Source organism: Rhodococcus oxybenzonivorans (assembly GCF_003130705.1).
GTDB lineage: Bacteria > Actinomycetota > Actinomycetes > Mycobacteriales > Mycobacteriaceae > Rhodococcus_F > Rhodococcus_F oxybenzonivorans.
In genome coordinates this window covers 5,107,877-5,133,322 of the sequence record NZ_CP021354.1, presented here as the reverse complement: position 1 = coordinate 5,133,322, position 25,446 = coordinate 5,107,877, and the positions used below count along the sequence as shown (strand labels likewise).

The window sequence follows — 25,446 nt, the reverse complement described above, 5'->3', positions numbered from 1 at the left end:
GAGTGCCCCGAACGCGCTGCTTCGAGGGCATCTCCTCACGGTATCCCGGCGTCGAGGGACGATGGGTGATGCGTCGACCTCTCAGAACTCCATACCGGCGTCGGTGCCCATCGTCTTCGTCGTGTTGGCACCGTCGAGGGATTCGCGAATGATGTCGGCGTGACCGGAGTGGTGGCCGGTCTCCCGAATGATGTGGAGCAGGGTCCGGCGGATTGTCCACCACTGCCGCTCAGGTGCCCACGGCGCGGTGGGGAGCGGGATGAGTACGTCCAGGTCGCTCAGGCCCGCCAGCGCGCCCTCCGTCGCGCGGGCCACCTCGGCATAATCGGCCAGAAGCCCCTCGAGGGTTTCGTCCTCTCGCATGTAGTACTGCTCCATCGCCGATTCCATGTCGAACTCCGCGTTCTCGTCCGGTTCGAGAATGGTTTCGACCCAGTGCTTTTCGGTGTGGGACACGTGCTTAATCAGGCCGCCGAGTGTCAGGTCGCTGACGGTGGAGCGCTGACGTGCCTGCGCGTCGTCGATGCCGCGGACGGTGATGAGCAAGGTGGCTCGCTGCTCCTGCAGGATCTGCAGAATGTCCGCGCATTCGCCGGTGATCGAGGGCTTCTCAGAAGTGGTCATGAACAGAACCATAGGCGGTATTGCGGTCAGAAACGGTCCTTGTTAGGCAGGGCAGTCTCGGGGTGTTTCTCGGGGTCGAAGTTGGGTGCATTCCTGGATGTGCCGACACCGGCTGCAGCGCAGGATTTCAACCATGAAACTTCTGCCGACATCGGAGCCGCGGCCACTGTGTAGTCGTGGGGCCGGTGCGTTGGGGGTGAGGCGATCGACCGTGTCGCGGCAACACCTCGGTACCGACGACATCTGCTGGGGGACAGGATCTCCGGTGATATTCGCCCCACGGAAGGCGGCCGATTCCTCGGTGAGTTCGACCCGATCGGCAGTGAGGCGAAGCCTTGCGTCGAGGTCCACGGCGGCGCATAGTGCCCGTCGCGGAAAAGAAGTTCGCCGACAACTGTTTTTCCGTCCGAAATTGGGTATCCCCTCGGTGACGCGCCACTTCGACATCACCAACTCGAGTCGGGCCAACGAACGGTCGATGGACTTGGGACGAGTCGACAAAGTTGTGGAGCCGGTCTCCACCGAGGTGTGGGAAGTGCGCCATATGAACGGTCACGTACACGGCTTTCACGCTTCCGGTGTGCAGTATCCGGGGTGGGGCACCGAGGAGCCCGCGCACAGGCCGCCCCCACAGATCCGGTGTACGTCGCCCCCTGCCTGTCTCGTCCTGCTGTGATGCCGCGTCTTCTTCGATCTGCCCGCGCTGCCCGGTTCACCCCGCTCGGTTACCTCACTCGGTCATCTCTGAAAGGTCCCAATCATGTTCCGTACCACGCTTACTGCCCTGGCGGCCGCGGCACTCTTCTTCGGCGCCGCATCGGTCACACAGGTGGCGGCAGCCACTCCGGCGTGCAATTCTTCCTATGAGGGAACGAGCAACGACGAGTACGACCCGGATCCGGACTTCACCGGGACGACCAACGACGAGTACGACCCCGATCCCGAGTACTCCGGCACGTCGAACAAGGAATACGACCCCGATCCCGAGTTCGCGGGCAGCACGGATTCGTGCCAGGCCTGAGCCGGATCAGCGGCGTCGGTGCAACCAGGCGGACACTCCGGGCGCGAACAGGGCGAGGACGCCGACGGCGACCAGTGCGCTGTAGGCCAGCGGCGCCCACTGCAACACCCCTGCCGTGGCGTCGCCGGCGTCCGACAGAAGGGTCCAGAATCCGACGCCACCGGCCGCGCTGAGGAGGCCGATCACCACCAGCGTGACAAGGCCCGCCATTTTTCTGGCCCGGAAGAGCTGTATGCCGAGGAGTGCCAGGAGAATAAGCACGACCGCGATGGCGCCGCTGGCAATCAGCGTGAAGTTCACCGTGTCGGTGATGTCCTGGGCGGAGTCAGCGGGATTCTCCGCGGCCACCGAGGCCTCGAGTGCATCACGCACGGCGCGAAGGTCCAGAGCCACGGCGCCCGCAATGCCGGCGAGAACGACGAACGAACCTATCCACGCGGTCAGTGAGACCGTCACTGCCTTCGGGGTGGAGTCGGTCGGCGCGGTGCGCAGGGGCGTAACCGCGAACTCCGGACGGGGCGGGACGGGCCGCGGCGGGGCCGGGCGCCGTGGCGGCTGTTCGGGTGTCGTCACGGTGGGAATCCTATCGAGATGTCGCGAGCGACCGTGCCGACTCGCTCAGTGGTGCGCTGCGACCGATTCCCGGAGAGCTGCGTTCCGCAGCGCAGTCACAGGGTGATCTCCTCCACTTGGCTGCCATCGGTTCAGCCGGACACACCCTCCACCGGGTGAATGTACCTTTCGACGCCTCAGATGCGCCGAAAGGTACATTCACCGTCTCGACGACCTGGCCGCGGGGTGGGACAGGGTGCTGTCGACGGCCGGGAAGATGTCCGCAGCGACTGGGAACAAATCCGGAGTACGGCCCGTTGAGCCTTCTGACAATCTTGAGTGCCCCAGGCTCAAGTTCGAATTGACTCCCGACGCGGTTCGGGTGCAAACTTGAGCCGAGGGCGCTCACCAAGCGCCAACATCGCAGTTCGGTACGAAAAAACTCTGCCTCCGGAACTGCAAAACGAAAGTGAGGAACACTATGGCTCGTGCGGTCGGTATCGACCTCGGTACAACGAACTCGGTCGTGTCTGTGCTGGAAGGCGGCGAGCCCGTAGTGGTCGCCAACGCCGAAGGCTCTCGCACCACCCCGTCGATCGTCGCCTTCGCCAAGAACGGCGAGGTGCTGGTCGGCCAGCCCGCCAAGAACCAGGCGGTCACCAACGTCGACCGCACCATCCGCTCCGTCAAGCGCCACATCGGCACCGACTGGAACGTGGAAATCGACGGCAAGAAGTACACCCCTCAGGAAATCAGCGCGCGCACGCTCATGAAGCTCAAGCGTGACGCCGAGGCATACCTGGGTGAAGACATCACGGACGCCGTGATCACCGTCCCCGCCTACTTCGAGGACGCCCAGCGTCAGGCGACGAAGGAAGCCGGCCAGATCGCCGGCCTGAATGTGCTGCGCATCGTCAACGAGCCCACCGCCGCGGCACTCGCCTACGGCCTGGACAAGGGCGACAAGGAACAGACCATCCTGGTGTTCGACCTCGGTGGCGGCACCTTCGACGTCTCACTGCTCGAGATCGGTGACGGCGTCGTCGAGGTCCGCGCCACCTCCGGTGACAACCACCTCGGTGGTGACGACTGGGACCAGCGCATCGTCGACTGGCTCGTGGAGAAGTTCAAGAGTCAGAACGGCATCGACCTGACCAAGGACAAGATGGCGCTGCAGCGCCTGCGTGAGGCGGCGGAGAAGGCGAAGATCGAGCTGAGCTCCTCGCAGAGCACCTCGATCAACCTGCCCTACATCACCGTCGACGCGGACAAGAACCCGCTGTTCCTCGACGAGCAGCTCTCGCGCAGCGAATTCCAGAAGATCACCTCCGATCTGCTCGACCGCACCCGTGCCCCGTTCCAGGCAGTCATCAAGGACAGCGGTATCGCGGTCAAGGACATCGACCACGTCGTGCTCGTCGGTGGTTCCACCCGCATGCCCGCCGTCTCCGACCTGGTCCGTGAGCTCACCGGCGGCCGTGAGCCCAACAAGGGCGTGAACCCGGACGAGGTCGTCGCCGTGGGCGCTGCCCTGCAGGCCGGTGTCCTCAAGGGCGAGGTCAAGGACGTGCTGCTCCTCGACGTCACGCCGCTCTCGCTCGGTATCGAGACCAAGGGTGGGGTGATGACCAAGCTCATCGAGCGCAACACCACCATCCCGACCAAGCGGTCCGAGACCTTCACCACGGCCGACGACAACCAGCCGTCGGTGCAGATCCAGGTGTTCCAGGGTGAGCGCGAGATCGCCTCGCACAACAAGCTCCTCGGTTCCTTCGAGCTCACCGAACTGCCGCCCGCTCCGCGGGGCGTGCCGCAGATCGAGGTCACCTTCGACATCGATGCCAACGGCATCGTGCACGTGACCGCGAAGGACAAGGGCACCGGCAAGGAAAACACGATCAAGATCCAGGACGGCTCCGGTCTGTCCAAGGAAGAGATCGACCGCATGATCAAGGACGCGGAAGCGCACGCCGAGGAGGACAAGGCGCGTCGCGAGGAGGCCGAGGTTCGCAACCAAGCCGAGTCGCTGGTGCACCAGACCGAGAAGTTCATCAAGGACAACGAGGACAAGGTGTCCGGAGACGTCAAGGAGAAGGTCGAGGCTGCCATCAAGGAAGCCAACGACGCCCTGGCCGGCACGGACATCGCAGCGGTCAAGTCCGCGGTGGAGAAGCTGGCCACGGAGTCGCAGGCCCTGGGCCAGGCGATCTACGAGGCGAGCGCTGCTGAAGAGGCGGCGAACACCGACGGCGCCGGCAGCAACGGCTCCGATGACGTGGTCGACGCCGAGGTCGTGGACGAGCCTTCCGACGCGGAGAAGAAGTGACGTCCGACAACACCGAGCAGGAACCGGTCACTTTCGTGGACAAGCGGAAGATCGACCCCGAGACCGGTCAGGTGCGGGAAGCGGAACCGGTGACGGAGTCCCTCGCGGGCGCCGCCGCCGCTCCGCAGCCCGGCTCGGTGGACGAAGGGGAAGTGCAGGAGCAGGCTGCTGCGCCCGAGAGGGACGAGCTGGCCGAGCGCACCGCCGACCTGCAGCGACTGCAGGCCGAGTACGCGAACTACCGTCGCCGCGTCCAGCGTGACAAGCAGGTCGACATCGAGTCGGCCAAGGCGTCGGTGGTCGGTGAACTCATCGGTGTGCTCGACGATCTCGATCGGGCACGCAGCCACGGCGACCTCGACTCGGGGCCGCTCAAGGCTGTGGCAGACAAGCTCACCGGCGCGCTCACCTCTCTGGGTCTGAGCGAGTTCGGCGCGGAGGGCGATCCGTTCGACCCGTCGCTGCACGAGGCAGTGCAGCACGAGGGAGACGGTCACGATCCCGTGCTGGGCACCGTGATGCGAAAGGGCTACAAATTCGGTGACCGCGTCCTGCGGCATGCGATGGTAGCTGTGATCGATCGCGTCGAAGGCGGAGAGAATACCTCCGACGAGGCTGCACAGCCCGCCGAGTCGGAACAAGAATAAGAGCGAGAGGAGGAGACGCCCAGTGAGCCAACGGGAGTGGATCGAGAAGGACTTCTACAAGGAGCTGGGCGTCTCGTCCGACGCGTCCGCGGACGAGATCAAGAAGGCGTATCGCAAGCTCGCCCGCGACCTCCACCCGGATGCGAACCCCGGCGACACCAAGGCGGAGGAGCGGTTCAAGTCCGTCAGTGAGGCGCACGCCGTGCTGTCGGATCCCGCAAAACGCAAGGAGTACGACGAAGCCCGGCGCCTGTTCGCCAGCGGCGGTTTCGGCCGGGGTGGATTCAGCCCCGGAGCCGGTGGTGGCTTCAGCCAGGGCGGTTTCGACATCAACGACCTGTTCGGCGGTGGCGGCGCCGCGGCCGACGGACTCGGTGACCTCTTCGGAGGACTGTTCAACCGCGGTGCCGGCGGCGGCGCCACCCGCACGTCCAGTCGTCCGCGTCGTGGAAGCGACGTGGAGACCGAGACGACGCTCGAATTCCGTGAGGCCACTCTCGGTGTCACGGTTCCGCTGCGCCTCACCAGCCCATCGCCGTGCACCACGTGCCACGGCAGCGGAGCCAAGCCGGGAACCAGCCCGCGGGTATGCCCCCGCTGCAACGGAACCGGGATCGTCAGCCGCAACCAGGGCGCCTTCGGTTTCAGCGAACCGTGTGACGACTGCCGCGGTACCGGCTCCATCATCGATTCTCCGTGCGAGGTGTGCCACGGCAACGGGGTGACCAACCGCACCCGCACCATCACGGTCCGCGTTCCGGCCGGTGTCAGTGACGGCCAGAAGATCCGGCTGGCCGGGCAAGGGGAGGCGGGCCTGCGCGGTGCGCCGTCGGGTGATCTGTTCGTCACCGTGCGGGTGCGACCCGACAAGGTGTTCGGCCGCAACGGCGACGACCTCACCGTCGTGGTGCCGGTCAGCTACGGTGAACTCGTGCTCGGTACGACCGTCTCCGTCCCCACCTTGGAGGGGCGTGTCGGCGTGAAGATTCCGGCGGGAACAGCGGACGGACGCATCCTCCGCGTCCGCGGCAGAGGCGTTCCCAAGCGTGGCGGCGGGGCAGGTGACTTGCTGGTCACCGTCAAGATTGCGGTACCGCAGAAACTGGACGACCCCGCAGTCGACGCATTGAAAACCTATCTGGAAGCCGAAAAGGCCAGTGGGTTCGACCCCAGGGCCGGGTGGGCAGGTGCGTGATGACCGATACAACTCAGGAACCACACGACGCGTCCGTTGACCCCGATGCCCAGATCTTCGTGATCTCTGTGGCGGCGGAGCTTGCGGGGATGCACGCCCAGACGTTGCGTAACTACGACCGTCTGGGCCTCGTCACCCCGCACCGCACCCAGGGTGGCGGCCGACGCTACTCCCCGCGCGACGTCGCACTGCTCCGCGAGGTCCAGCGCCTCTCCCAGGACGAGGGTGTCAACCTCGCCGGTATCAAGCGCATCATCGAACTCACCAATCAGGTGGAAGCGCTACAACACCGGGTGCGGGAGCTGGCCGAGGAACTCGCTCAGGTACACGCCGGCTACCGGCGTGACCTCGTTCCCATCCCCCGCAGCAACGCACTCGTCGTCTGGAAGCCCAGACACAAACGCTGATCGAGTAACACAAGCGCTGGCTTAGCGGTGACACAAACGCTGACCCAGCGGTGGTTATCGGTCGCGGTTGCCCCAGCGGGACCCGCGGCGAGTGCGTGTGCGCGGAATGTCCATCTCCTCGAGACGTGCCTTGATCTCCTCGGTGGTCCACATCGTTCGGGAGACTGTCGGGGTGGGGGTGTCCTTGACGTGCATGATCATGGTCTCTGGCTTTCGTCGAAAGTTCGGTGGTCGATAAGGATCGGTAGTCGGTCGGGTCGTCAGGGATGTCCGTACAGGTGGTAGCCGACGTTCATGTTCGGGTAGCCGGAGTCGATCCAGCTGCTGATGCCGTAGGTGTGGCCGAAGTCGGCGTCCACGCGAGTGCCGTCCACGTCGGTGGTGTTGCTGTAGTTGTCGGCGCGGAACACGGCCTGAGCACCACCGGGTAGCGAGTAGGTGGCGTCCACCTCGACGCCGTTCGGGTCGTTGGAGAATGCCTTCACGATCTGGCTGCTGTGCGGGGCGAGGTAGTCCGACGGCGCTTGAATCCACTGCCCGTAGGGGTTCGACGAACCCGCGAGGACCATCGGCAGGTCGGTGTCGTTGCTGATCGTCATCGCGATCGTGGGGCCCGACGTCGGCATCGTTCCTGCGGTGGCGACACCGCTTGCGGCCACCGCGAGACCGGCGACGGTCAGAACCGTGGCGGGCAGGGCGAAAAACAGGGCTACGCGGCGGCGGGTGGGGGTACGCATGGTGGATTCTCCTGTGCTCGGTAGGAAAGAGTCTGTGGGGGAGTGGAACTCAGTGTCCGTGTCCCGTTTCCGGTGTGCATCAACTATGTCGCGGATCAGGGCCGACGTCTGTCCACCGACAGGACGGAGAGCGGGATGAACTCGAGGTCCACCGATCGGGGGACACCTTCGCCGCGAAGTGCTCCGCGCGGGCCTCGTCTCGTGAGAAAGTGAGCAATGGGCTTCGCTGGAGTCACATCGCATCGAGCCGCGCCGTGAGCATCGTGCGTGTCGTGGTGGGCGACGACCATCCGATCTTCCGGGACGGAGTGGTCCGGGCGCTCGTCGCCAGCGAGGACATCGAGGTGGTCGGGGAGGCCGACGACGGTGCCGCGGCCCTCGCACTCATCCGTTCCCTGGTGCCGGATGTCGCGCTGCTCGATTACCGCATGCCCGAACTCGACGGTGCGCAGGTGGCGGCGGCGGTGCGCAATGCCGAACTGACCACGCGAGTGCTTCTGCTGTCGGCCCATGACGAGTCGGCGATCGTGTATCACGCGCTGCAGGAGGGGGCCGCGGGATTCCTGCCCAAGGAGTCGACCCGCGCCGAGATCGTCCTGGCCGTCCGCGAGTGCGCGCAGGGCCGCGACGTGCTGCCGGCGTCCCTGGCCGTGGGACTGGCAGGCGAAGTTCGTCGCCGCAGTGAACCGGCCGGGCCCACACTCAGTGGCCGCGAGCGGGAGGTGCTGGTGTTGATCGCCCGGGGGCAGAGCATCCCCACGATCGCCCGCGAGCTGTATCTCGCTCCGTCGACGGTGAAGACGCACGTGCAACGCCTGTACGACAAGCTGGGTGTGAGCGATCGGGCCGCCGCCGTCGCCGAGGCGATGCGACGCGGGCTGCTGGAGTGACGTGCCGGCTCCCTTCCAGCGGCGCGTAGTCCGGCGCTACACCACCGAAGCGGTTCGGGTCACGGCCGTGCTCCGGTTGCCGCTCATCGGGCTCATGGCATTACTGGGCCCGGTGATCCACGTATCGCATTGGCAGCCGGACGTTTTCACCGGTCTGCTCATCGTCTACGCACTCGTCGCCGTGATCTGGCTCGCCGTCGTGCTCATGCGGGAGGTGGGCCCGTGGGCGGGGTGGGCGTCCACCGCCGTCGACGTCACCGCAGTGCTGGCCTTGTGTATCGCCTCGGGTGGTGCGACGTCGGTGTTGCTGCCGGTGTTCTTCCTGCTGCCGATCTCGGTGGCCTTCCAGTACCGGCCCCGTCTGACGGCGATAGTCGGACTCTGTACGGCCGTGGGATATCAGGCCGTCTGGATCGTGTACTCCAAGCGCGACGATGCCGTCGGCTTCCCGGACGAGGTGTACCTGTATGTCGGCTTCCTGTTGTGGCTCGCGGCCGCGACCACTGCGCTGTCCTATGTCCTCGTCCGGCGATCGGCCACAGTCATCTCACTGCTCGACGTCCGTAAACAGTTGGTCGCCGAATCGATGGATGCCGAACAACGTGAACGCAGGCAGCTGGCCGAGAATGTGCACGACGGCCCGTTGCAGAACGTTCTCGCCGCCCGCCTCGACGTCGAGGAGGCCCTGGAGAGGCATCCGGACGACAGGCTCACCGCTGCCGAGTCCGCATTACGAGAGGCCGCAGGCCAACTGCGCTCCACGGTGACGACGCTGCATCCCCAGGTGCTCGCCCAGCTCGGACTCACCGCGGCGTTGCGCGAACTGGCCGACACACATGCACACCGCGGTGGCCTCGAGGTGCGGACGGCCCTCGACGAGGTAGGGCATCCGGCCGCGAAGGAACTGCTCTACCGGGTGGCCAGTGAACTCCTGGCGAACGTGGGCAGGCATGCTCAGGCCACGACCGTCGAGTTGCGGCTCACCCGCGAGCGCGGGCGGTTGGTCATGACTGTCGAGGACGACGGGGCCGGATTCGACCCCGCCGTCGTTCCGAAGCGGGTGGCGCAGGGCCACATCGGGCTGGCGTCACACATCGTCCGGGTAGAAAGTTTCGGCGGCTCGTTCGATCTGACCTCGGCGCCCGGGAGGGGAACGCGGGTGGTGGTCACCGTGCCCGACGCAGACTGAACGCCCAATCGGTTGATGGCATTCCACGCTGGGTAAACGGTGAGCATCCGATGTCGCCTCAAAGATGTCGCCTAGAAAAGGAGTGCTATGAGTACACGTGATGCGTCTGTCACCCGTTCGCCCGTGCAGATCGCTGCCCTCGCCGTGGGTGCGGTGTTCTTGCTCGTCGGGATACTCGGGTTCATTCCGGGAATCACCACCGACTACGACGCCCTCAGCGGTGCGGGCCACCACTCGGAAGCGAAGCTGCTGGGGATCTTCCAGGTGTCGATCCTGCACAACGTCGTGCACCTGCTGTTCGGTGTGGCCGGCATCGTCCTGGCCCGGGCGGCACACACCGCACGCCTGTTCCTCATCGGCGGTGGCGTGATCTATCTCGTGCTGTGGATCTACGGGCTCCTCATCGATCAGGAAAGTTCCGCCAACTTTGTGCCGGTCAACACGGCCGACAACTGGCTGCACTTCGTGCTCGGTGTCGGGATGATCGGACTGGGTGTGCTGACGGCACGGATGGGGGCCACGCCGGCAACCGACGCGACCCGTCCGCACTCGCCCATGGACTGATCACCGGTCGTGGCGACCCTCGGCGAACTCCTCGACGATCTTCGAACAGAAGGCGGGGAGGTCGTCGGGGTTGCGGCTCGACACCAATCCGTTGTCGACCACGACCTCTTCGTCGACGACGTTGCCGCCCGCATTGCGAATATCCGTGCGCACGCTCGGATAGGACGTGAGTGTGCGGCCGCGGACCACGTCGGCTTCGACCAGGGTCCAGGGTCCGTGGCAGATGACGCCGACAGGTCTGCCGGAGTTCACGAAGTCGCGGACGAAGCCGACTGCCGACTCGTCCTGGCGCAGGTGGTCGGGGTTGGTGGTGCCGCCGGGAAGGATCAACGCGTCGAAGTCTTCCACCGACACATCACCGACAACGGCGTCGACCTCATAGGTTCCGGCCTCGTTGACGTCCGACTTCATGGCCTGAATACGGCCGGGGGACAACGAAATCAGACGCACCTCCGCGCCGGCGTCCTCGACTGCCCTGCGTGGTTCGACGAGCTCTACTTCTTCGACGCCGTCGGTGGCGAGGATGGCAACTTTCCGGCCGCGCAGTGTTTCAGCCGATGTCATGGCTACTCCCTTCGTTCGATTTTCAGGTAACGCGACGTAGGTCGTGGGTCGACGGCCCCTCCAGAACCTTGCCGTCGGAGGCGAACCGGGAACCGTGGAGGGGGCAGTCCCAGGTTTCTTCGGCGTCGTTCCACTTCAGCACCCCGCCCAGGTGGGGGCACACCACGCAGACGCGCTCGGTGTGGCCGTCCTTCGTGTGCTCACCTACGGGGACCAGTCCTTCCCGGATTACGCGGGCGGACGGTGCGGGGTCGTCTGCAGTGCGGCGACCGAGGAGCGCACCGCCCCACCCCGAGGCGAGGTGGACGGCGACGGAGCCGTTCAGTTTGGCGGCGGCCGTCACGTCGAACACCTGGTGGGGCGACCAACTGTGGAACGCGTCGGCCCAGCGGATGTGCCCGCCGAGGATGCGTGCGGACAGTACGAGAGCGGCGGAGACGGCGTTGGTCATGCCCCACTTGGCGAATCCGGTCGCGACGAGAATGCCCTCCTGTCCTGGTACGAGCGGCCCGACATAGGGCAGCTTGTCGAGTGACGAGTAGTCCTGGGCCGACCAGCGGTGGGTGAGGGTGGTGCCGGGGAAGTACTGGGTCGTCCAACTGATCAGATCGTCGACGGCACCCTGAGCCGAGTCGGTGCGCCCGACTTCGTGACCGTTACCGCCGACGAGCAGCTTCGTTCCGTCCGCAGCAGGGCGCAGCGAGCGGGTGGGCTGATCGGCGCTCAGATACATGGCGTCGGGTGCACCGCCGGGGATGTCGAATGCCGCGGCATACGACCGCTCCGGCGACAGCCGTGCGAAGAACCCGCCACGGTCGAGTATCGGTATACCCGTTGCCAGAACCACCCGGTCGGCTCGAATATCGCCGTGGTCGGTGGTGAGAACCTGCGACTTCGGTACCGAGCGTGCGCCGGTCACCCGCCGACGTTCGAAGACGGTCCCGCCGTGCGAGAGGATGTCTCGCGCGAGTGCCTGCAACACGGGCATCGGATCGATGTACGCCTGATCGTCCAGAGTGACCGCCCCGGCATTCGGCACCGGGATGTCGAGGTCGCTGACGAGTCGCGCGGACAGTCCGGCGGCGCGGCACGCGGCGTACTGTGCCTGAACGGATTCGGCGCCCGAGGACGTCTGCGCGTAGGTGAAATCCGGTGCGATGCCGACCGGGATGTCGCGTTCGTGGCAGTACCGGATCAACCACTGCTGGCCCTCGAGATTGCCTTCGACGTACGAGCGGAGTGTGTGCGTGGCATGCCGGCGCGCGATCTCGGCAAGCCGTGTGCCTTGCAGGATACTGACCTTGCCCGTGGTGTTTCCGGTGGTGACAGCCCCGAGAGTCCGGGCTTCCACGACGGCCACCCGCTGGCCGGAACGCGCGAGCAGCAACCCTGTGACGAGGCCGGTCAGGCCGCCGCCCACCACCACTGTGTCGTATCTTCCGCGCTCGTTCCAGGACTGCTCGGCGTCGACGGGAAGGCTGAACGGTTCGGTTCGGTCGAGCCACAGAGAGGTCATGGTGTGCGCTTTCCCTTCTGATCTGTCGTTGAAACGACGCGCCTTCGGGTGCCGGGCGGCACAGCGCCCGAAGGGTTTTCGTTAAGAAAGCGTGGACGACTACGGCCGCAGCAGGATCTTCACTGCGCCGTCCTGCTTCTTCTGGAAGATGTCGTAGGCGTGCGGCGCCTGATCCAGCGGAAGCTCGTGAGTGGCGAAGGTGTCGACGCCCAGCGGGTCGTCGTCGGTGAGCAACGGAAGGATGTCCGGGACCCACCGCAGGACGTTCGCCTGCCCCATGCGGAGCTGAATCTGCTTGTCGAACAAGCGGAGCATCGGCATGGGGTCCGCCATCCCGCCGTACACACCGCTCAGGGAGATCGTGCCACCCCGGCGGACGATGTCGATGGCCGAATACAGCGCATGCAACCGGTCCACTCCGGCCGTCGTCATCAGAGGTCCCGCGATGGCGTCCGGCAAGAAGGAGGTCATCTGATGGAGGAGTTTCGCACCCGGCGACCCGTGTGCTTCCATGCCCACCGCGTCGATGACGGAGTCGGGGCCACGCCCATCGGTCATCTCGCGGATCACGTCACCCAGATCGTCCTTGGCGTCGTTCAGGTCCACTGTCTCGATCTGCCGTGCCTGCGCACGGGCGAGGCGCTCGGGGACGAGATCGACCCCGATGACCCGAAAACCCTTGTGCGCGGCGATGCGTGCCGCCATGTCCCCGATCGGGCCGAGCCCCAGAACGACGACGGAACCGCCGTCGGGTACGGCAGCGTATTCCACCGCCTGCCAGGCGGTCGGCAACACGTCGGACAGGTAGACGAACCGCGAATCCGGAGGTCCTTCGGGCACGGTGATGTGCGTGTTCGCCACGTGCGGGACCCGAAGATACTGCGCCTGGCCGCCGGGCACGCTGCCGTACAGCTTCGAATACCCGAACAGGGCCGCACCGGACCCGTGCTCACGAATCTGTGTGACCTCGCACTGGGTGTACAACTTCTGATTGCACATGTAACAAGCGCCGCAAGAAATTTGGAACGGGATGACGACGCGGTCCCCGACCCGAACATCGGTGACTGCAGACCCCACCTCGCGGACGATGCCCATGGGCTCGTGACCGAGGATGTCACCCTGCTTCATGAAGGCGCCCAGCACCTCGTAGAGATGGAGGTCGGACCCGCAGATGTTCGTGGTCGTGACTTCGATGATGGCGTCGGTGGGCTGTTCGATCACCGGATCAGGGACGGTGTCCACGCTGACCTTCCGCTTACCCTGCCAGGTCACCGCCTTCATCGCGCTCTCCGATTCGCCTTCTTGATGGCCTCCACCAGTTCGTCCTTCTTCATCGTCGATCGACCGGAAACATCGAGCCTGCGGGCAATGTCCATGAGGTGGTCCTTGCTGGCGTCGGCGTCGACTCCCTCGGCGGTCTCTCCCGACGCGTTCGGGCCGCCGCTCTCGGCCCGCTTGTCCGAGGGGCCTTTCTCGTCCTTCGCTTCCCAGTGGTCTCCCACCTTCTCGAAGCCGTGCTCGAGTGCCGCGTAGGCGACGCGGTGGGCGCGCTCTTCGTCGTGGTACTCGTCCATCGCCGAGTCGTAGGCCTTCGTGAACGTGCGCTGGGCCTTGTCCGGTGACTTCTGCAGCGTCGAGGGAAGTTCGCTCTTCTTCGGCTTTCCACTCTGGGTGGTCTTCGGCACGGGATCCTCCTCACGTGGGTGGTGGCCTTTCGAGCACGGGTACCCGGGGAGGACGGGCTCAATCGGGGCGTGCGCCCGCGGGCATCAGTCGGACAGACCGTCGAGGGTCTTCGCGAGGAGCGAGAGCGCATGCTCGGTGGTGGCGTCGACCACGTCCTTCGGGTCGCCGTCGAAGTGCTGCAACTCGGCGCTGACCTCGCCGCCTGCGATGACGCCGAACCACACGGTGCCGGGCGGCTGACCGTCCTGCGGGTCCGGTCCACCGGCACCCGTCACCGCAACAGCGACGTCGGCGTCGAGTATCTCCGCGACCGCTGCCACCATGGCGCGGGCACTGGCCTCGCTCACGACGGGGCCATCCGGCACCTTCAGTACCCGATGCTTCACTTCGCTGGAGTAGGCGACGATGCTCCCCCGATACCAATCCGACGACGACGGCGCGGCTCCGAGGACGCAGGAAATCTGGCCGCCGGTCAGTGATTCGGCAGTCGCGACGGACACCTGTGCGCGCCCGGCCGCGTCGGCGATACGTTCGGCGGTCGTCTCGTTCGAACCCATGTCTTCACGTTAACGGAACCGCGCCCCAGGCTCTCGGGTAAAGAGGAAGCGCTGGCTGACGACGACCTCATCGCATTAGTGGAACAGGTTCCAGTTTTGTCGAAATCCGGTTATGGTGTCGGGGACCGGAGGACAACGGACACCAGGTCGCCGGACCAAGCGCCTCGGCGTCGCGGGAACGAAAAGGACGACTGATGACCGACGAGCTCGCACAACTGCATCGCCCCGCCTTCGCGGCCGATCTCCTCATCACCGCGCTGGAACGCAACACCGACAAGCCGGCCCTGTACCTCGGCGATGTCGTGCTCACCGGCGGTGAGATGCGCGATCAGATCAGCTGCTTCGCGCAGGCACTGGCCTCGCTCGGAATCGGCAAGGGCACCAGCACGGCGATGCTGTCCAAGAACCGGCCCGAGGTTCTCATCAGCATGGGCGCCACCATGATCTCCGGTTGCCGCGCGAGTGCCCTCAACCCGATGGGTTCGCTCGACGACCATCTCTACATCGTCGGCGACGCCGAGATCGAAACTCTGATCTTCGACCCGAACGCTTTCGAGGACCGTGCGGCACAGCTGAAGGAGCAGTGTTCCTCCATCGAGAACGTGTTGTCGCTGGGGCCGTCCGAGGTCGGTATCGACATCCTCGCGCTCGCCGCCACTTTTACTCCGCAACGCCTGCGCGCGGCAGAGGTGGACGCCGACGACAACAGCAGCATGGTCTACACCGGCGGCACGACGGGCAAGCCCAAGGGCGTCGTCGGGTCCTACCAGTCCGGCGCCACACTCAATCAGATCCAGATGGCGGAGTGGCAGTGGCCGGAAGAGCCGCGCTTCCTCATCTGCACGCCGCTGTCGCATGCCGGCGCCGCGTTCTTCATTCCCACCCTGCTGCGCGGTGGCGCGCTGATCGTGCTGCCCGCGTTCGAGCCCGGTGCCGTGCTGGAGGCAATCGAGAAACACAAGATCTCGGCCACCATGCTCGTGCCCACGATGATCTACCTCCTGATGGATCATCCCGACCTCGCCCGGCGCGATGTGTCGAGCCTGGAGACACTGTTCTACGGCGCCTCGGCGATGTCGCCGGCGAGGCTGAAGGAAGGCATCGAGAAGTTCGGGCCGATCTTCTTTCAGTTCTACGGCCAGACCGAATGCGGGATGACCATTGCGGTTCTGCGTAAAGAGGAGCATCTGCCCAACGACCCCAGCAGGCTCGCCACCTGTGGCCGGCCGGTGCCGTGGCTGAAGGTGGCGCTGCTCGACGACGACCTCAACGAAGTTCCGCAAGGCGAACTCGGGGAGATCTGTGTCCGCGGTCCACTCGTCATGAAGGGGTACTGGAAGAAGCCCGACGAGACTGCCGAAGCGTTCCGCGGTGGATGGCTGCACACGGGCGACATCGCGCGCAAGGACAAAGACGGTTTCATGACCATCGTCGACCGCAAGAAGGACATGATCGTCACCGGCGGCTTCAACGTGTTTCCCCGGGAGGTCGAAGACGTGATCTCGGCACATCCCGCCGTCGGCTCGGTCGCCGTCGTGGGCGTTCCGGACGAGAAGTGGGGCGAAGCAGTCAAGGCCTGTGTCGTGCTGCGCGCAGGACAGAGTGTCGAGGCGGCGGAACTCGTCGAAAGGGTGCGGGCGGCGAAGGGGTCGGTTCATGCGCCCAAGTCGGTCGATTTCGTCGAGACGCTTCCGGTGACGGCTCTGGGCAAACTGGACAAGAAGGCGCTGCGGGCGCGCTACTGGGAGACGTCGGACCGGTCGGTCGGTTAGCGGGACCTGGGCATCTATCGAGGGACCTGGTCGGCGGCACAGCCGTCGCACCTATAGTCTGCCCAAGTACTTCGCGGCGTGGCCGCGTTCAGTCGGTGACGAGGATGCGCGGTGGATTCACAGGCAATATCCCTGGTCCGGTCGAGTTTCAAGGCAATTGCAGCAGTACCGGACGGGCCGCAGACGCTGTCGGGGTCGTTCTATGCCCTGTTGTTCGCACGGTATCCGGAAACACGTGACTTCTTCCCTGCGGCGATGGATGTGCAGCGCGACCGATTGATCTCCGCTGTCCAGTACGTCATCGACCGCCTCGAGCAGTCCGGGCAGATCCTCACCTACCTGGCGCAGCTCGGCCGCGACCACCGCAAGTACGGCGTGCAGGACGCGCACTACGTCGCGGTGGGCAATTCCCTGATCGCCGCGGTGGAACAATTTCCGTCCACCGAGCCGTGGACCGACGAACTCGAGCAGGCGTGGCGTGACGTGCTCTCCGTCATCGCCGCCACCATGATGGACGCCGCGAACGCCGAGTCGGGGCCACCGGCGTGGGGTGCCACCGTCATCGAGCATCTACCGGTTCGCAAGGACATCTCGGTGGTCCGGCTCCGACTCGACGAGCCGATGAGCTACAACCCCGGCCAGTACGTGAGCGTGCAGGTGCCCTCACGGCCCAGGATGTGGCGCTATCTCTCGCCGGCGAACCCGCCCAACGACGAGGGCATCATCGAGTTCCACATACGCCGGGTGTCCGGCGGCTGGGTCAGTCCGGCCATCGTCACCCAGACACAGGTGGGTGAGCGGTGGGTGGTCGGATCACCGCTCGGCGACCTCGGGGTCCGGTTCGAGAACGGCCGCGACGCCCTGATGATCGGTTCGGGTACCGGCATCGCCCCGCTGCGCGCCCAGATACTCGACATGGCCCGGCGCCCGCAGAATCTTCGGGTACATCTGTTCTTCGCAGGCCGCTATCCCTGCGACCTGTACGACCTGGGCACGCTGTGGGCTCTCGCCGAACAGAATCCGTGGCTCACCGTCGTGCCCGTCACCGAAGAAGACGAGGACCCCTGGTGGTACACCGGCCCCAGCAGCGCGGCGCTGCCCGGCATGCACCGCAGGCTCACCGGCAAGGTCGGCCAGGTCGTCGCCGACTTCGGGACGTGGTCCGAGCGCGACATCCAGCTGGTCGGATCCGAGGCGATGATCAATACCACCAAGTTCCGGCTGCAGGCGGCGGGAACTCCGCCGGAGAACATCCGGCACGATCCGTCGTACTGATCCCGCCCGGTCAGTACGGGTCGTACTGGATGTTCTCGGCCGGTGTTCCGGTATCTCGCAGGCGGTCCAGGGTGGCGCGCACCATGGCTGCCGACCCGCACACCAGTACTTGGTGGTCGGTGAAGGCCCCGTAGGACGTCACGACGTCGGGCAGGGTGCCCTCGATGAGGTCGTCGTCGGAGAACCCGACGTCCACCCTGGTCCGCTCGTGCCATTCGTCGGCCCAGTCGGGATTCGTGATGCTCTCCACCACCGGGACCACGGTGAGCCAGGGCAGATTCTGCAACAGCAGGTAGAGCATGTCGGACGCGTAGAGGTCCCGTGGCGTCCGGTCGCCGACGAACAGGAAGACCCGCGGCGGATTCGGCTTCCGCGCGAGGTCCAGCAAGATGGATCGGAACGGGGCCAACCCCGTGCCTCCGGCGATCATGATCACGTCCGGCCCGTCCTCGTCGACCGACATCGTTCCGCGAGGTTCGAGGATCTGCCACTGGTCACCGGGTTCGGTATCCGACACGATGTCGCCGCTCACCCAGCCGCCGGGCACGGTCCGCACATGGAACTCCAGCTTGCCGTCCAGTGACGGGGGCAGCGCTGGCGACAGCCTGCGCAGCAACCGCGGGTTCTGGGGCACGCTGACGTCGACGTACTGACCCGGCCGGAACGGGACGTACTCGCCGACGAGGCGGATCACCGCAAGATCTTGTCGCAGGCGGTGATGTTCGACGACGGTGCTGATCCAGGTGGTCTGCGTGGCGTGCATGTGTGTGCTGTTCTCCCGACGTGGAACCGGACTTCGGATGGCTGGCGAATCGGCGGGCCGACGACGCTAGACGAGGGGATCGTGCCGGATCAGTTCCGGTGGTGTACCGCCGCTCTGCAACGCATACACGGTGGTCTTGATCATTGCGGGCGAACCGGAGATCTGGATCTGCCGGTCGGCCCACGACCCGAACCGGGCGACCACCTGACCGAGCCGCCCCTGAAGTCGTCGATGCAGGCCCGGTGGCTCGTCTGGGACGGGTACGGCATGCCACCACGGGTTCTCGTTTTCCTCGGAGACGGGCACCACGGTGAGCCACGGGTTGCTGAGCGACAGCTGCCAGAGCGTCTCGATGTCGTAGAGGTCGCAGGGGTACTTGCCGCCGACGAACAGGTGCACGCGCGGATTCTCGGCCTTCATGGCCATGTCCATCACCTGCGCGCGCAGGGGAGCGATACCGGTTCCCGAACCGATCATGAGTACGTCGCGGCCGCCGGCGCGATCGACCTCGAGCCCGCCGAGCGGCGAGCTCAGCAGCCAACGGTCACCCACCTGCGTCTCGTTCACGATGGCCGGGCTGACCCAGCCGCCCGACACCCGCCGCACATGGAACTCGATCTGCCCGTACGGGTTGGTGGGAATGGCCGCGGACAGGTACCGCCACAGGCGAGGGCGTTGCGGGATCTGGACACTGAGGTACTGACCGGCCGCGTAGGGGATCGGGGAGTCGGCCTCGAGCCGGACCACCGCAAGGTCGTCGAGGAGGCGTTGGTGGCCGACGACGGTGGCTCCCCACGCTGCGGGGAGGTCGTCGTTGTCGGCGGCGTCGGCCATCGTGTGGAGCAGTAACTCGATCAGTTCCGACCAGGCGGTAGTGAGCGACGGGGTCCAGATCGCCCGGATGAACGAATCCTGGACAGCGACGAGTAAGGCTCTCGCCGACGCCGAGTAGTGCCGGCCTTCGACGCCGTACTTGCGGTGATCGCGGCCCAGCTGGGCGAGGAATCCGAGGACGCGGTCCTGGTCCTCGAGATTGTCGATGACGAATTCGAGCGCCTGGAACAGTCGGTGCTTCTGCTGATCGAGCGCGGCCGGGAAGAGTGACCGGAACTCGGGATGCTCGGCGAAGAGCGTGGAGTAGAAGGTGGTGGCGAGGCGAGTGCGCCCCTGCTCGGTGGAGAGGATCGACGAAAAGCTTGCGCGCAGACGCGAAATCACGAGCGGATCGAGGCAATCTCGTGTCAAGCCGTCCCCTGTGTCGTGCGTGTCGATACGAACTCCTGCATTCTAGCCGTCGGTCGCCGGGACTCCGGGTTACGGCAAACGTCACTTCCGGCGAATCGCAGGCCGATTCGGCGGGTCGCGCGTCGGCGTTCGTGACGGACAAGGCACGATATGCATCCGGTACCGGTCGGGGAGGAAATCAGGGGGGGCCATGCGGGCTGACGGTGCAAGACTGGGCGGTCCACGGCGGCGCGGCGGTGGCGCCAGGCGGCTGTCGACGGTGGCCGCGGGAGTGCTGGCCGTGGTGCTCGCGGCCCTGATGGGACTGCCGACAGCAGCGGCGGAGCCTCGCGGAGCTACCGAGACGATTACGGCCGAGCAGGCCGCGGACGGATCGCGGCTGGTCGAGGTCAGGTCGGTGGGGGATGCACAGGCCGACTTCATCGTCCACTCGGCCGCGATGGACAAGAACATCACCGTTCGCGTGTTTCCGGCCGCGTCGGCGCGGCGTCCCACCGTCTACCTGCTCGGGGGCGTGGAGGGCAACTCTGAGAAGAACGGGTGGGAACCCAGGGCGGATGTCGGACGGTTCTTCGCTGACGAGGATGTCAATGTGGTCATTCCGTTCGGCGGCGAGTCCAGTTACTACGCCGACTGGAAGCGGGACGACCCGAAGCTGGGCAGGAACAAGTGGCAGACCTTCCTCACCGAGGAACTGCCGCCCATCGTCGATTCCGCCCTCGATGCCAGCGGAAGCAATGCGATCGCGGGGCTGTCGATGTCTGCCACCAGCGTGCTCAATCTCGCGATTGCGCGGCCGGGACTGTATCGAAGCGTCGGCGCCTACAGCGGCTGCGCGATGACCAGCAATCCCGTGGCCCGCCGATACGTCGAGATCACTGTCGCGGATTTCGGCGGCAACCCCGAGAACATGTGGGGCGCGGCCGACGACCCGCTGTGGATCGCCAATGATCCCTTCGTCAACGCAGAACGACTCCGGGGCACCACCCTCTATCTCTCCAACGGGACCGGATTCCCCGGAAAACACGACACGTTGGAGTCCCGCACGGTCGGCGGCGACCGCGGCACCCTCGCCACCCAGGTGGTGGTCGGGGGAGTGATCGAAGCCGTCACGAACGACTGCACTGTTCGGCTGGCCGAGAAGCTGAACACGCTCGGCATACCCGTCACGGTCGACCTCCGGCCGGCCGGCACGCATTCCTGGGAGTATTGGAAAGAGGACCTCTACACCTCGTGGCCGATGATGGCAGCTGCGATCGGCGCCTGAAAGTGGGCACGATGGTGGAGGAACTCCAAAAAATCCAAAGTTGAGCGGAACAGACTCAACCTTTCGTGCGTTAAGAAGAGTGACAGCGTCGCCAGGTCCCTCCCGGCTCCGGCGACGGACCGCTCTACTTCGCCAGAAGAGGTGACCAGTGGACTCGTTCAATCCGACCACCAAGACCCAGGCCGCGATGACCGCTGCGCTCCAGTCGGCGTCGTCGGCCGGTAACCCCCGATATCAGGCCCGCGCATCTACTCGTGGCCCTGCTCGATCAGACCGACGGCATCGCCGCACCGCTGCTCAAAGCGGTCGGGGTCGATCCCACTGCGGTCCATCGCGAATCGCAGACCTTGGTCGACCGGCTGCCCAAGACATCCGGGGCCACCACCACACCGCAGTTGGGGCGCGAAGCCCTCGGCGCCATCACCGCTGCGCAGCATCTCGCCACCGAACTCGACGACGAGTACGTGTCCACGGAACACCTCATGGTGGGGCTCGCATCCGGCGACTCGGACGTGTCGCACCTCCTCGGACGGCACGGTGCTACCCCGGAAGCCCTGCGCGACGCGTTCACCACCGTCCGTGGCAGTGCTCGCGTCACCAGCCCCGACCCCGAGGGGACCTACCAGGCGCTCGAGAAGTACTCGACCGACCTCACCGCCGCGGCACGGGCAGGCAAGCTCGACCCCGTGATCGGGCGCGACAATGAAATCCGCCGAGTCGTCCAGGTATTGAGCCGCCGAACCAAGAACAACCCGGTGCTGATCGGCGAGCCGGGTGTCGGTAAGACCGCCATCGTCGAAGGGCTCGCTCAGCGCATCGTCGCGGGCGACGTTCCCGAATCGCTGCGCGGCAAGTCCGTCATCTCCCTCGACCTCGGTTCGATGGTGGCGGGTGCCAAGTACCGCGGCGAGTTCGAAGAACGGCTCAAGGCGGTTCTCGACGACATCAAGAACTCGGCCGGCCAGGTCATCACGTTCATCGACGAGTTGCACACCATCGTCGGCGCCGGTGCCACCGGTGAATCGGCGATGGACGCCGGAAACATGATCAAGCCGATGCTGGCCCGCGGTGAACTTCGGCTCGTCGGCGCTACCACGCTCGACGAGTACCGCAAGCACATCGAGAAGGACGCGGCGCTCGAACGGCGTTTCCAGCAGGTCCTCGTCGGCGAACCCTCCGTCGAGGACACCGTCGGCATCCTGCGCGGACTCAAGGAGCGGTACGAAGTGCACCACGGTGTGCGCATCACCGACTCCGCGCTGGTCGCCGCCGCCGCCCTCAGCGACCGCTACATCACCTCCCGGTTCCTCCCCGACAAGGCCATCGACCTCGTCGACGAGGCGGCTTCGCGGCTGCGGATGGAAATCGACTCCCGTCCCGAGGAGATCGACACCGTCGAACGGATCGTCCGCCGCCTCGAGATCGAAGAGATGGCGCTGCAGAAGGAGTCCGACGAGGCGTCGAAGGAACGGCTCGACAAGCTGCGCCAGGAACTTGCGGACGAGCAGGAGAAGCTCAACCAGCTCACCACCCGGTGGCAGAACGAGAAGCAGGCCATCGACTCCGTCCGCGAGGTCAAGGAGCAGCTCGAGAACCTGCGCGGCGAAGAAGAGCGCGCCGAACGCGACGGCGACCTGGGCCGCGCAGCCGAACTGCGGTACGGCAAGATTCCGCAGCTCGAGAAGGAACTCGAGCAGGCGTCCCGTGAGTCCGGCGCCGCCGGCGACGGCGACGTCATGCTCAAGGAAGAGGTGGGTCCCGACGACGTGGCCGACGTGGTGGCAGCGTGGACCGGCATTCCCGCCGGCCGCATGATGGAAGGCGAAACCGCCAAGCTGCTGCGCATGGAGACCGAACTGGGCAAGCGTGTGGTCGGGCAGACGGAGGCTGTGCAAGCGGTGTCCGACGCCGTCCGGCGGGCCCGCGCCGGGGTGGCCGACCCCAACCGGCCCACCGGTTCGTTCCTGTTCCTCGGCCCCACCGGTGTCGGTAAGACCGAGCTCGCGAAGTCGCTTGCCGACTTCCTGTTCGACGACGAGCGCGCCATGGTGCGCATCGACATGTCGGAGTACAGCGAGAAGCACTCGGTGGCCCGCCTCGTCGGTGCCCCGCCCGGATATGTGGGGTACGAGTCGGGCGGCCAGCTCACCGAGGCCGTGCGCCGACGCCCGTACACGGTCGTGCTGTTCGACGAGGTGGAGAAGGCCCATCCCGACGTCTTCGACATCCTGCTTCAGGTCCTCGACGACGGCCGGCTCACCGATGGGCAGGGGCGCACCGTCGACTTCCGCAACACCATCCTGATCCTCACCTCCAACCTGGGGTCGGGCGGAACCAAGGAACAGGTGATGGATGCGGTGCGGCACGCGTTCAAGCCGGAGTTCATCAACCGTCTCGACGACGTCGTGATCTTCGAGGCCCTGTCGGAGGAACAGCTCGAAGCGATCGTCGACATCCAGCTCGACCAGCTGTCCCACCGCCTCGAGGCGCGGCGGCTGTCTCTGGACGTCTCCGACTCCGCGAGGTTCTGGTTGGCGGTGCGCGGGTACGACCCCATGTACGGGGCCCGGCCGCTGCGGCGCCTCATCCAGCAGGCCATCGGCGACCAGTTGGCGAAGAAGCTCCTCGCCGGTGAGGTCAAAGACGGCGACACCGTGCCGGTGAAAGTGTCCGAGAACGGTGATTCGCTGGTCCTCGGCTGACCCGCCCGTGAGTGGCAAGGTGCGTCCGGAGTGCCTTGCCACTCACGCCTGTTTTCACAGGGCCGTCTTAAGTTGCGCTACTACCCTGAACCCCCGAACGCGCCGCGCTGCGCGCGAAGGCCGCACGAGCATGTTCGACCGGCAACCACACCCCGAGGGAGGGGCCCCGACCATGACGAACCCCGACGATCCGCGTACTCCTCAGGAACGCGCATACGACGACTCGGCGACATCGGGACCCGACGGCACGGAGTCGTGGTCGCGAGACGAGCAGCGGACGGAGTACCTGGGCAGCACCCCCGAACAGCCCACGCAACAGTTCTACACGTCCGACCCCACCGCGGCGTACGGGCAGAACCAGCCGAACCCCACGCAGGCGCTCCCGCCGTACGACCCCAGATTCGACTCGGGGGCGCCGCCTCCCAACGCCACGCAGGCCTATCCGCCGTACGACGCGCAGCAGTACTACGGCGGGTATCCCACCGGGCAATATCCCCAAGCCCAGTACTCGAACCCCCAGTACCCGCCTCAGCCGCCGGGCGAGGAACCTGACGGCAAGAAGCCGCGCCGTGTCGCCACGTGGATTGCCGGCGCTGCAGCCGCCTTGCTGCTGATCGCCGTCATCGGTTTCGGCATCGCGCTCTTCACGTCGGCGCCGAACAACTCCTCGTCGTCGACGGTGGCGGCGCCGACCACGTCACGCCCGCCCGCCACCACCGCACCGCCGAGGACCAGCGCGCCCCCGTCCACGACATCCGAGTCGCCGCTCGACCAACTCCCCGGCGGAATCGGCGAGGCCATCGGCGAGGCGGGTGCTGCGTTCGGAACGATCAGCGCCAACGACGGTACGACGCTGACCCTCGACGCCATCGGCGGATCACAGGTGACGGTGCGGACCAACCCCCAGACCAACGTGATCGCCCTGGACGGGGCCACCGTCGCCGATCTGAAGCCCGGATTCACCGTCATGGTTCAGGGCACCAAGATCGAGAACGGGTCGATGATGGCGGAGACGATCATCAGCACGGAGCTGCCCCGGCTCGGCGGCAACTGACCATCGTGTCCTCGGCGCCGTCCGACACGGGGTGTCCCGGTACCGCATGGTCCGATTGCGCCGTCGACTCGCTAGGCTGATCACCGATGACGGGAATGTGGTTCGTACTGGCGTTGATCGCACTCGCAGGCGCGTGTGCGTTGCTTTATTTCGATCGCTCGCGGCGCGATCAGACCGGCCGTGTGCGGCAAATCTGGGCGAAGGCTCAGGGCTACACCTACGAGAGCGTCGAAGAACGGTTGCCGGCCCAATTCCACCGCGCCGCTATGGCCAAGCAGGAATACCTCAGCGCCCTCGATGTCGTGCGGGGCGAACGTCGGGGTGAGTCGTTCATCCTGTTCGACTTGGAGGAAACCGCGACCATCGTCGCGGTGCACCGCAAAGTGGGCTCCGATGTCGACATCGACCTCCGGCTCAAGTCGACGCCGCCGCCCAAGGATGCGGACCTCGAGTTGCTGGGGGCCATCGGGCCGCGAGTGGTTTTCGCCACCGACCTCGAGATCGCGCGCCGCGTCTGCGATCAGCGGATGGTCGCCTTCACCGAGTCGGTTCCTCCGCACGTGAACATGCTGTGGAGCGAGGGGGAGTGGACCCTTGGTTCGCTGCCCATCAACAGCACCGGGCGCGAATGGGATTCGGCGATCGAGGCGGTGGCCCGGCTGTCCGGTCTGCTGCACGTCCTCCCGCCGGTCATCGAGCCACGCGAACTCGACCGTCAACCTCACGACCCGAGCCGGCCACGACTGCGCGAAGGGCGCCCAGCCGAGGGTCGCCCAGCCGAGGGGCGCCCAACCGAGGGGCGCCCAGCCGAGGGGCGCCCAGCCGAGGGGCGTGCCGCGGCGCCGCACCCGCCGGCCGGTGGTCGTCCTCCCCAGGGGCGCCCCCGCTCGTGA

24 protein-coding genes and 1 pseudogene are annotated in these 25,446 nt (G+C 66.0%); 14 read left to right on the top strand and 11 right to left on the bottom strand.

Annotated features, from left to right (window positions below):
* Window positions 1–81 precede the first annotated feature (81 nt).
* The gene (locus tag CBI38_RS24050; protein WP_109335316.1) at window positions 82–624 is read right to left on the bottom strand and encodes a DinB family protein; all 543 of its coding nucleotides are present in this window, start codon (window positions 622–624) and stop codon (window positions 82–84) included.
* Window positions 625–1,384: 760 nt separating this feature from the next.
* On the opposite strand from CBI38_RS24050, the gene CBI38_RS24040 reads away from it, so the two are divergent.
* Complete coding sequence (locus CBI38_RS24040; RefSeq protein ID WP_109332813.1) at window positions 1,385–1,645, top strand: hypothetical protein; 261 nt, start codon at window positions 1,385–1,387, stop codon at window positions 1,643–1,645.
* A 6-nt stretch (window positions 1,646–1,651) separates the two neighbouring features.
* On the opposite strand, the gene CBI38_RS24035 is transcribed toward CBI38_RS24040, so the two are convergent.
* Entirely contained in the window at window positions 1,652–2,218 is a 567-nt protein-coding gene (locus CBI38_RS24035; RefSeq protein WP_109332804.1) for a hypothetical protein, read from the bottom strand.
* 460 nt (window positions 2,219–2,678) lie between these two features.
* Between CBI38_RS24035 and dnaK the strand changes: the two genes are divergently transcribed.
* The 4 genes from dnaK to CBI38_RS24015 are packed head-to-tail and all read left to right on the top strand — an operon-like array spanning window position 2,679 to window position 6,772.
* A complete protein-coding gene (gene dnaK / locus CBI38_RS24030) occupies window positions 2,679–4,523 on the top strand; it encodes a molecular chaperone DnaK (protein ID WP_109332799.1) in 1,845 nt (614 codons plus the stop codon).
* Window positions 4,520–5,170 carry a nucleotide exchange factor GrpE gene (gene grpE / locus CBI38_RS24025; protein WP_109332798.1) on the top strand — a complete coding sequence of 217 codons (651 nt, stop codon included), beginning with the start codon at window positions 4,520–4,522 and terminating at the stop codon, window positions 5,168–5,170. Before dnaK ends, grpE begins: the two co-directional genes overlap by 4 nt.
* Window positions 5,171–5,192: 22 nt before the next feature.
* Entirely contained in the window at window positions 5,193–6,365 is a 1,173-nt protein-coding gene (gene dnaJ / locus CBI38_RS24020; RefSeq protein WP_109332797.1) for a molecular chaperone DnaJ, read from the top strand.
* Entirely contained in the window at window positions 6,365–6,772 is a 408-nt protein-coding gene (locus tag CBI38_RS24015) for a heat shock protein transcriptional repressor HspR (protein ID WP_109332794.1), read from the top strand. Before dnaJ ends, CBI38_RS24015 begins: the two co-directional genes overlap by 1 nt.
* A gap of 54 nt (window positions 6,773–6,826) precedes the next feature.
* Here CBI38_RS24015 and CBI38_RS38515 read toward each other — a convergent pair whose 3' ends face one another.
* On the bottom strand, window positions 6,827–6,973 hold the full coding sequence (locus tag CBI38_RS38515) for a hypothetical protein (protein WP_204164813.1): 147 nt from the start codon (window positions 6,971–6,973) through the stop codon (window positions 6,827–6,829).
* A 59-nt stretch (window positions 6,974–7,032) separates the two neighbouring features.
* Window positions 7,033–7,509, bottom strand: a complete 477-nt coding sequence (locus CBI38_RS24010) for a hypothetical protein (RefSeq protein ID WP_109332793.1) — start codon at window positions 7,507–7,509, stop codon at window positions 7,033–7,035.
* Window positions 7,510–7,772: 263 nt separating this feature from the next.
* Here CBI38_RS24010 and CBI38_RS24005 point away from each other — a divergent pair, with 263 nt between their 5' ends.
* From CBI38_RS24005 to CBI38_RS23995, 3 genes are all read left to right on the top strand, one after another.
* On the top strand, window positions 7,773–8,399 hold the full coding sequence (locus CBI38_RS24005) for a response regulator (RefSeq protein ID WP_204164995.1): 627 nt from the start codon (window positions 7,773–7,775) through the stop codon (window positions 8,397–8,399).
* A gap of 1 nt (window position 8,400) precedes the next feature.
* Entirely contained in the window at window positions 8,401–9,588 is a 1,188-nt protein-coding gene (locus CBI38_RS24000; RefSeq protein WP_109332791.1) for a sensor histidine kinase, read from the top strand.
* 87 nt (window positions 9,589–9,675) lie between these two features.
* Window positions 9,676–10,152, top strand: a complete 477-nt coding sequence (locus tag CBI38_RS23995; RefSeq protein WP_109332789.1) for a DUF4383 domain-containing protein — start codon at window positions 9,676–9,678, stop codon at window positions 10,150–10,152.
* On the opposite strand, the gene CBI38_RS23990 is transcribed toward CBI38_RS23995, so the two are convergent.
* From CBI38_RS23990 to CBI38_RS23970, 5 genes are all read right to left on the bottom strand, one after another.
* Window positions 10,153–10,716 (bottom strand): type 1 glutamine amidotransferase domain-containing protein, encoded by a 564-nt coding sequence (locus tag CBI38_RS23990; RefSeq protein ID WP_109332788.1) that lies wholly within the window; start codon window positions 10,714–10,716, stop codon window positions 10,153–10,155.
* 22 nt (window positions 10,717–10,738) lie between these two features.
* Complete coding sequence (locus CBI38_RS23985) at window positions 10,739–12,232, bottom strand: FAD-dependent oxidoreductase (protein ID WP_109332787.1); 1,494 nt, start codon at window positions 12,230–12,232, stop codon at window positions 10,739–10,741.
* 99 nt (window positions 12,233–12,331) lie between these two features.
* Window positions 12,332–13,513 carry a zinc-dependent alcohol dehydrogenase gene (locus CBI38_RS23980; protein ID WP_109332785.1) on the bottom strand — a complete coding sequence of 394 codons (1,182 nt, stop codon included), beginning with the start codon at window positions 13,511–13,513 and terminating at the stop codon, window positions 12,332–12,334.
* The gene (locus tag CBI38_RS23975) at window positions 13,510–13,917 is read right to left on the bottom strand and encodes a ChaB family protein (RefSeq protein ID WP_109332784.1); all 408 of its coding nucleotides are present in this window, start codon (window positions 13,915–13,917) and stop codon (window positions 13,510–13,512) included. Before CBI38_RS23975 ends, CBI38_RS23980 begins: the two co-directional genes overlap by 4 nt.
* An 84-nt stretch (window positions 13,918–14,001) precedes the next feature.
* Window positions 14,002–14,475 carry a CinA family protein gene (locus tag CBI38_RS23970; protein WP_109332783.1) on the bottom strand — a complete coding sequence of 158 codons (474 nt, stop codon included), beginning with the start codon at window positions 14,473–14,475 and terminating at the stop codon, window positions 14,002–14,004.
* Window positions 14,476–14,669: 194 nt separating this feature from the next.
* On the opposite strand from CBI38_RS23970, the gene CBI38_RS23965 reads away from it, so the two are divergent.
* Together CBI38_RS23965 and CBI38_RS23960 are read left to right on the top strand one after the other, a co-directional pair.
* The gene (locus CBI38_RS23965; protein WP_109332782.1) at window positions 14,670–16,247 is read left to right on the top strand and encodes an AMP-binding protein; all 1,578 of its coding nucleotides are present in this window, start codon (window positions 14,670–14,672) and stop codon (window positions 16,245–16,247) included.
* Between the two features lie 111 nt (window positions 16,248–16,358).
* On the top strand, window positions 16,359–17,522 hold the full coding sequence (locus tag CBI38_RS23960) for a globin domain-containing protein (protein ID WP_109332781.1): 1,164 nt from the start codon (window positions 16,359–16,361) through the stop codon (window positions 17,520–17,522).
* A 10-nt stretch (window positions 17,523–17,532) separates the two neighbouring features.
* On the opposite strand, the gene CBI38_RS23955 is transcribed toward CBI38_RS23960, so the two are convergent.
* Together CBI38_RS23955 and CBI38_RS23950 are read right to left on the bottom strand one after the other, a co-directional pair.
* Entirely contained in the window at window positions 17,533–18,285 is a 753-nt protein-coding gene (locus CBI38_RS23955) for an FAD-binding oxidoreductase (RefSeq protein WP_109332778.1), read from the bottom strand.
* A gap of 66 nt (window positions 18,286–18,351) precedes the next feature.
* The gene (locus CBI38_RS23950; RefSeq protein WP_109332777.1) at window positions 18,352–19,503 is read right to left on the bottom strand and encodes a globin domain-containing protein; all 1,152 of its coding nucleotides are present in this window, start codon (window positions 19,501–19,503) and stop codon (window positions 18,352–18,354) included.
* A gap of 217 nt (window positions 19,504–19,720) precedes the next feature.
* On the opposite strand from CBI38_RS23950, the gene CBI38_RS23945 reads away from it, so the two are divergent.
* From CBI38_RS23945 to CBI38_RS23930, 4 genes and pseudogenes are all read left to right on the top strand, one after another.
* Window positions 19,721–20,797: an alpha/beta hydrolase gene (locus tag CBI38_RS23945; RefSeq protein ID WP_109332776.1), complete on the top strand. Its 1,077-nt coding sequence runs from the start codon at window positions 19,721–19,723 to the stop codon at window positions 20,795–20,797.
* A gap of 148 nt (window positions 20,798–20,945) precedes the next feature.
* A pseudogene (gene clpB, locus CBI38_RS23940) lies at window positions 20,946–23,499 on the top strand (ATP-dependent chaperone ClpB).
* Between the two features lie 172 nt (window positions 23,500–23,671).
* Window positions 23,672–24,553, top strand: coding sequence for a DUF5666 domain-containing protein (locus tag CBI38_RS23935; RefSeq protein WP_109335315.1), 882 nt, complete (start codon window positions 23,672–23,674; stop codon window positions 24,551–24,553).
* Window positions 24,554–24,648: 95 nt separating this feature from the next.
* A complete protein-coding gene (locus CBI38_RS23930; protein ID WP_230990266.1) occupies window positions 24,649–25,446 on the top strand; it encodes a type III secretion system chaperone family protein in 798 nt (265 codons plus the stop codon).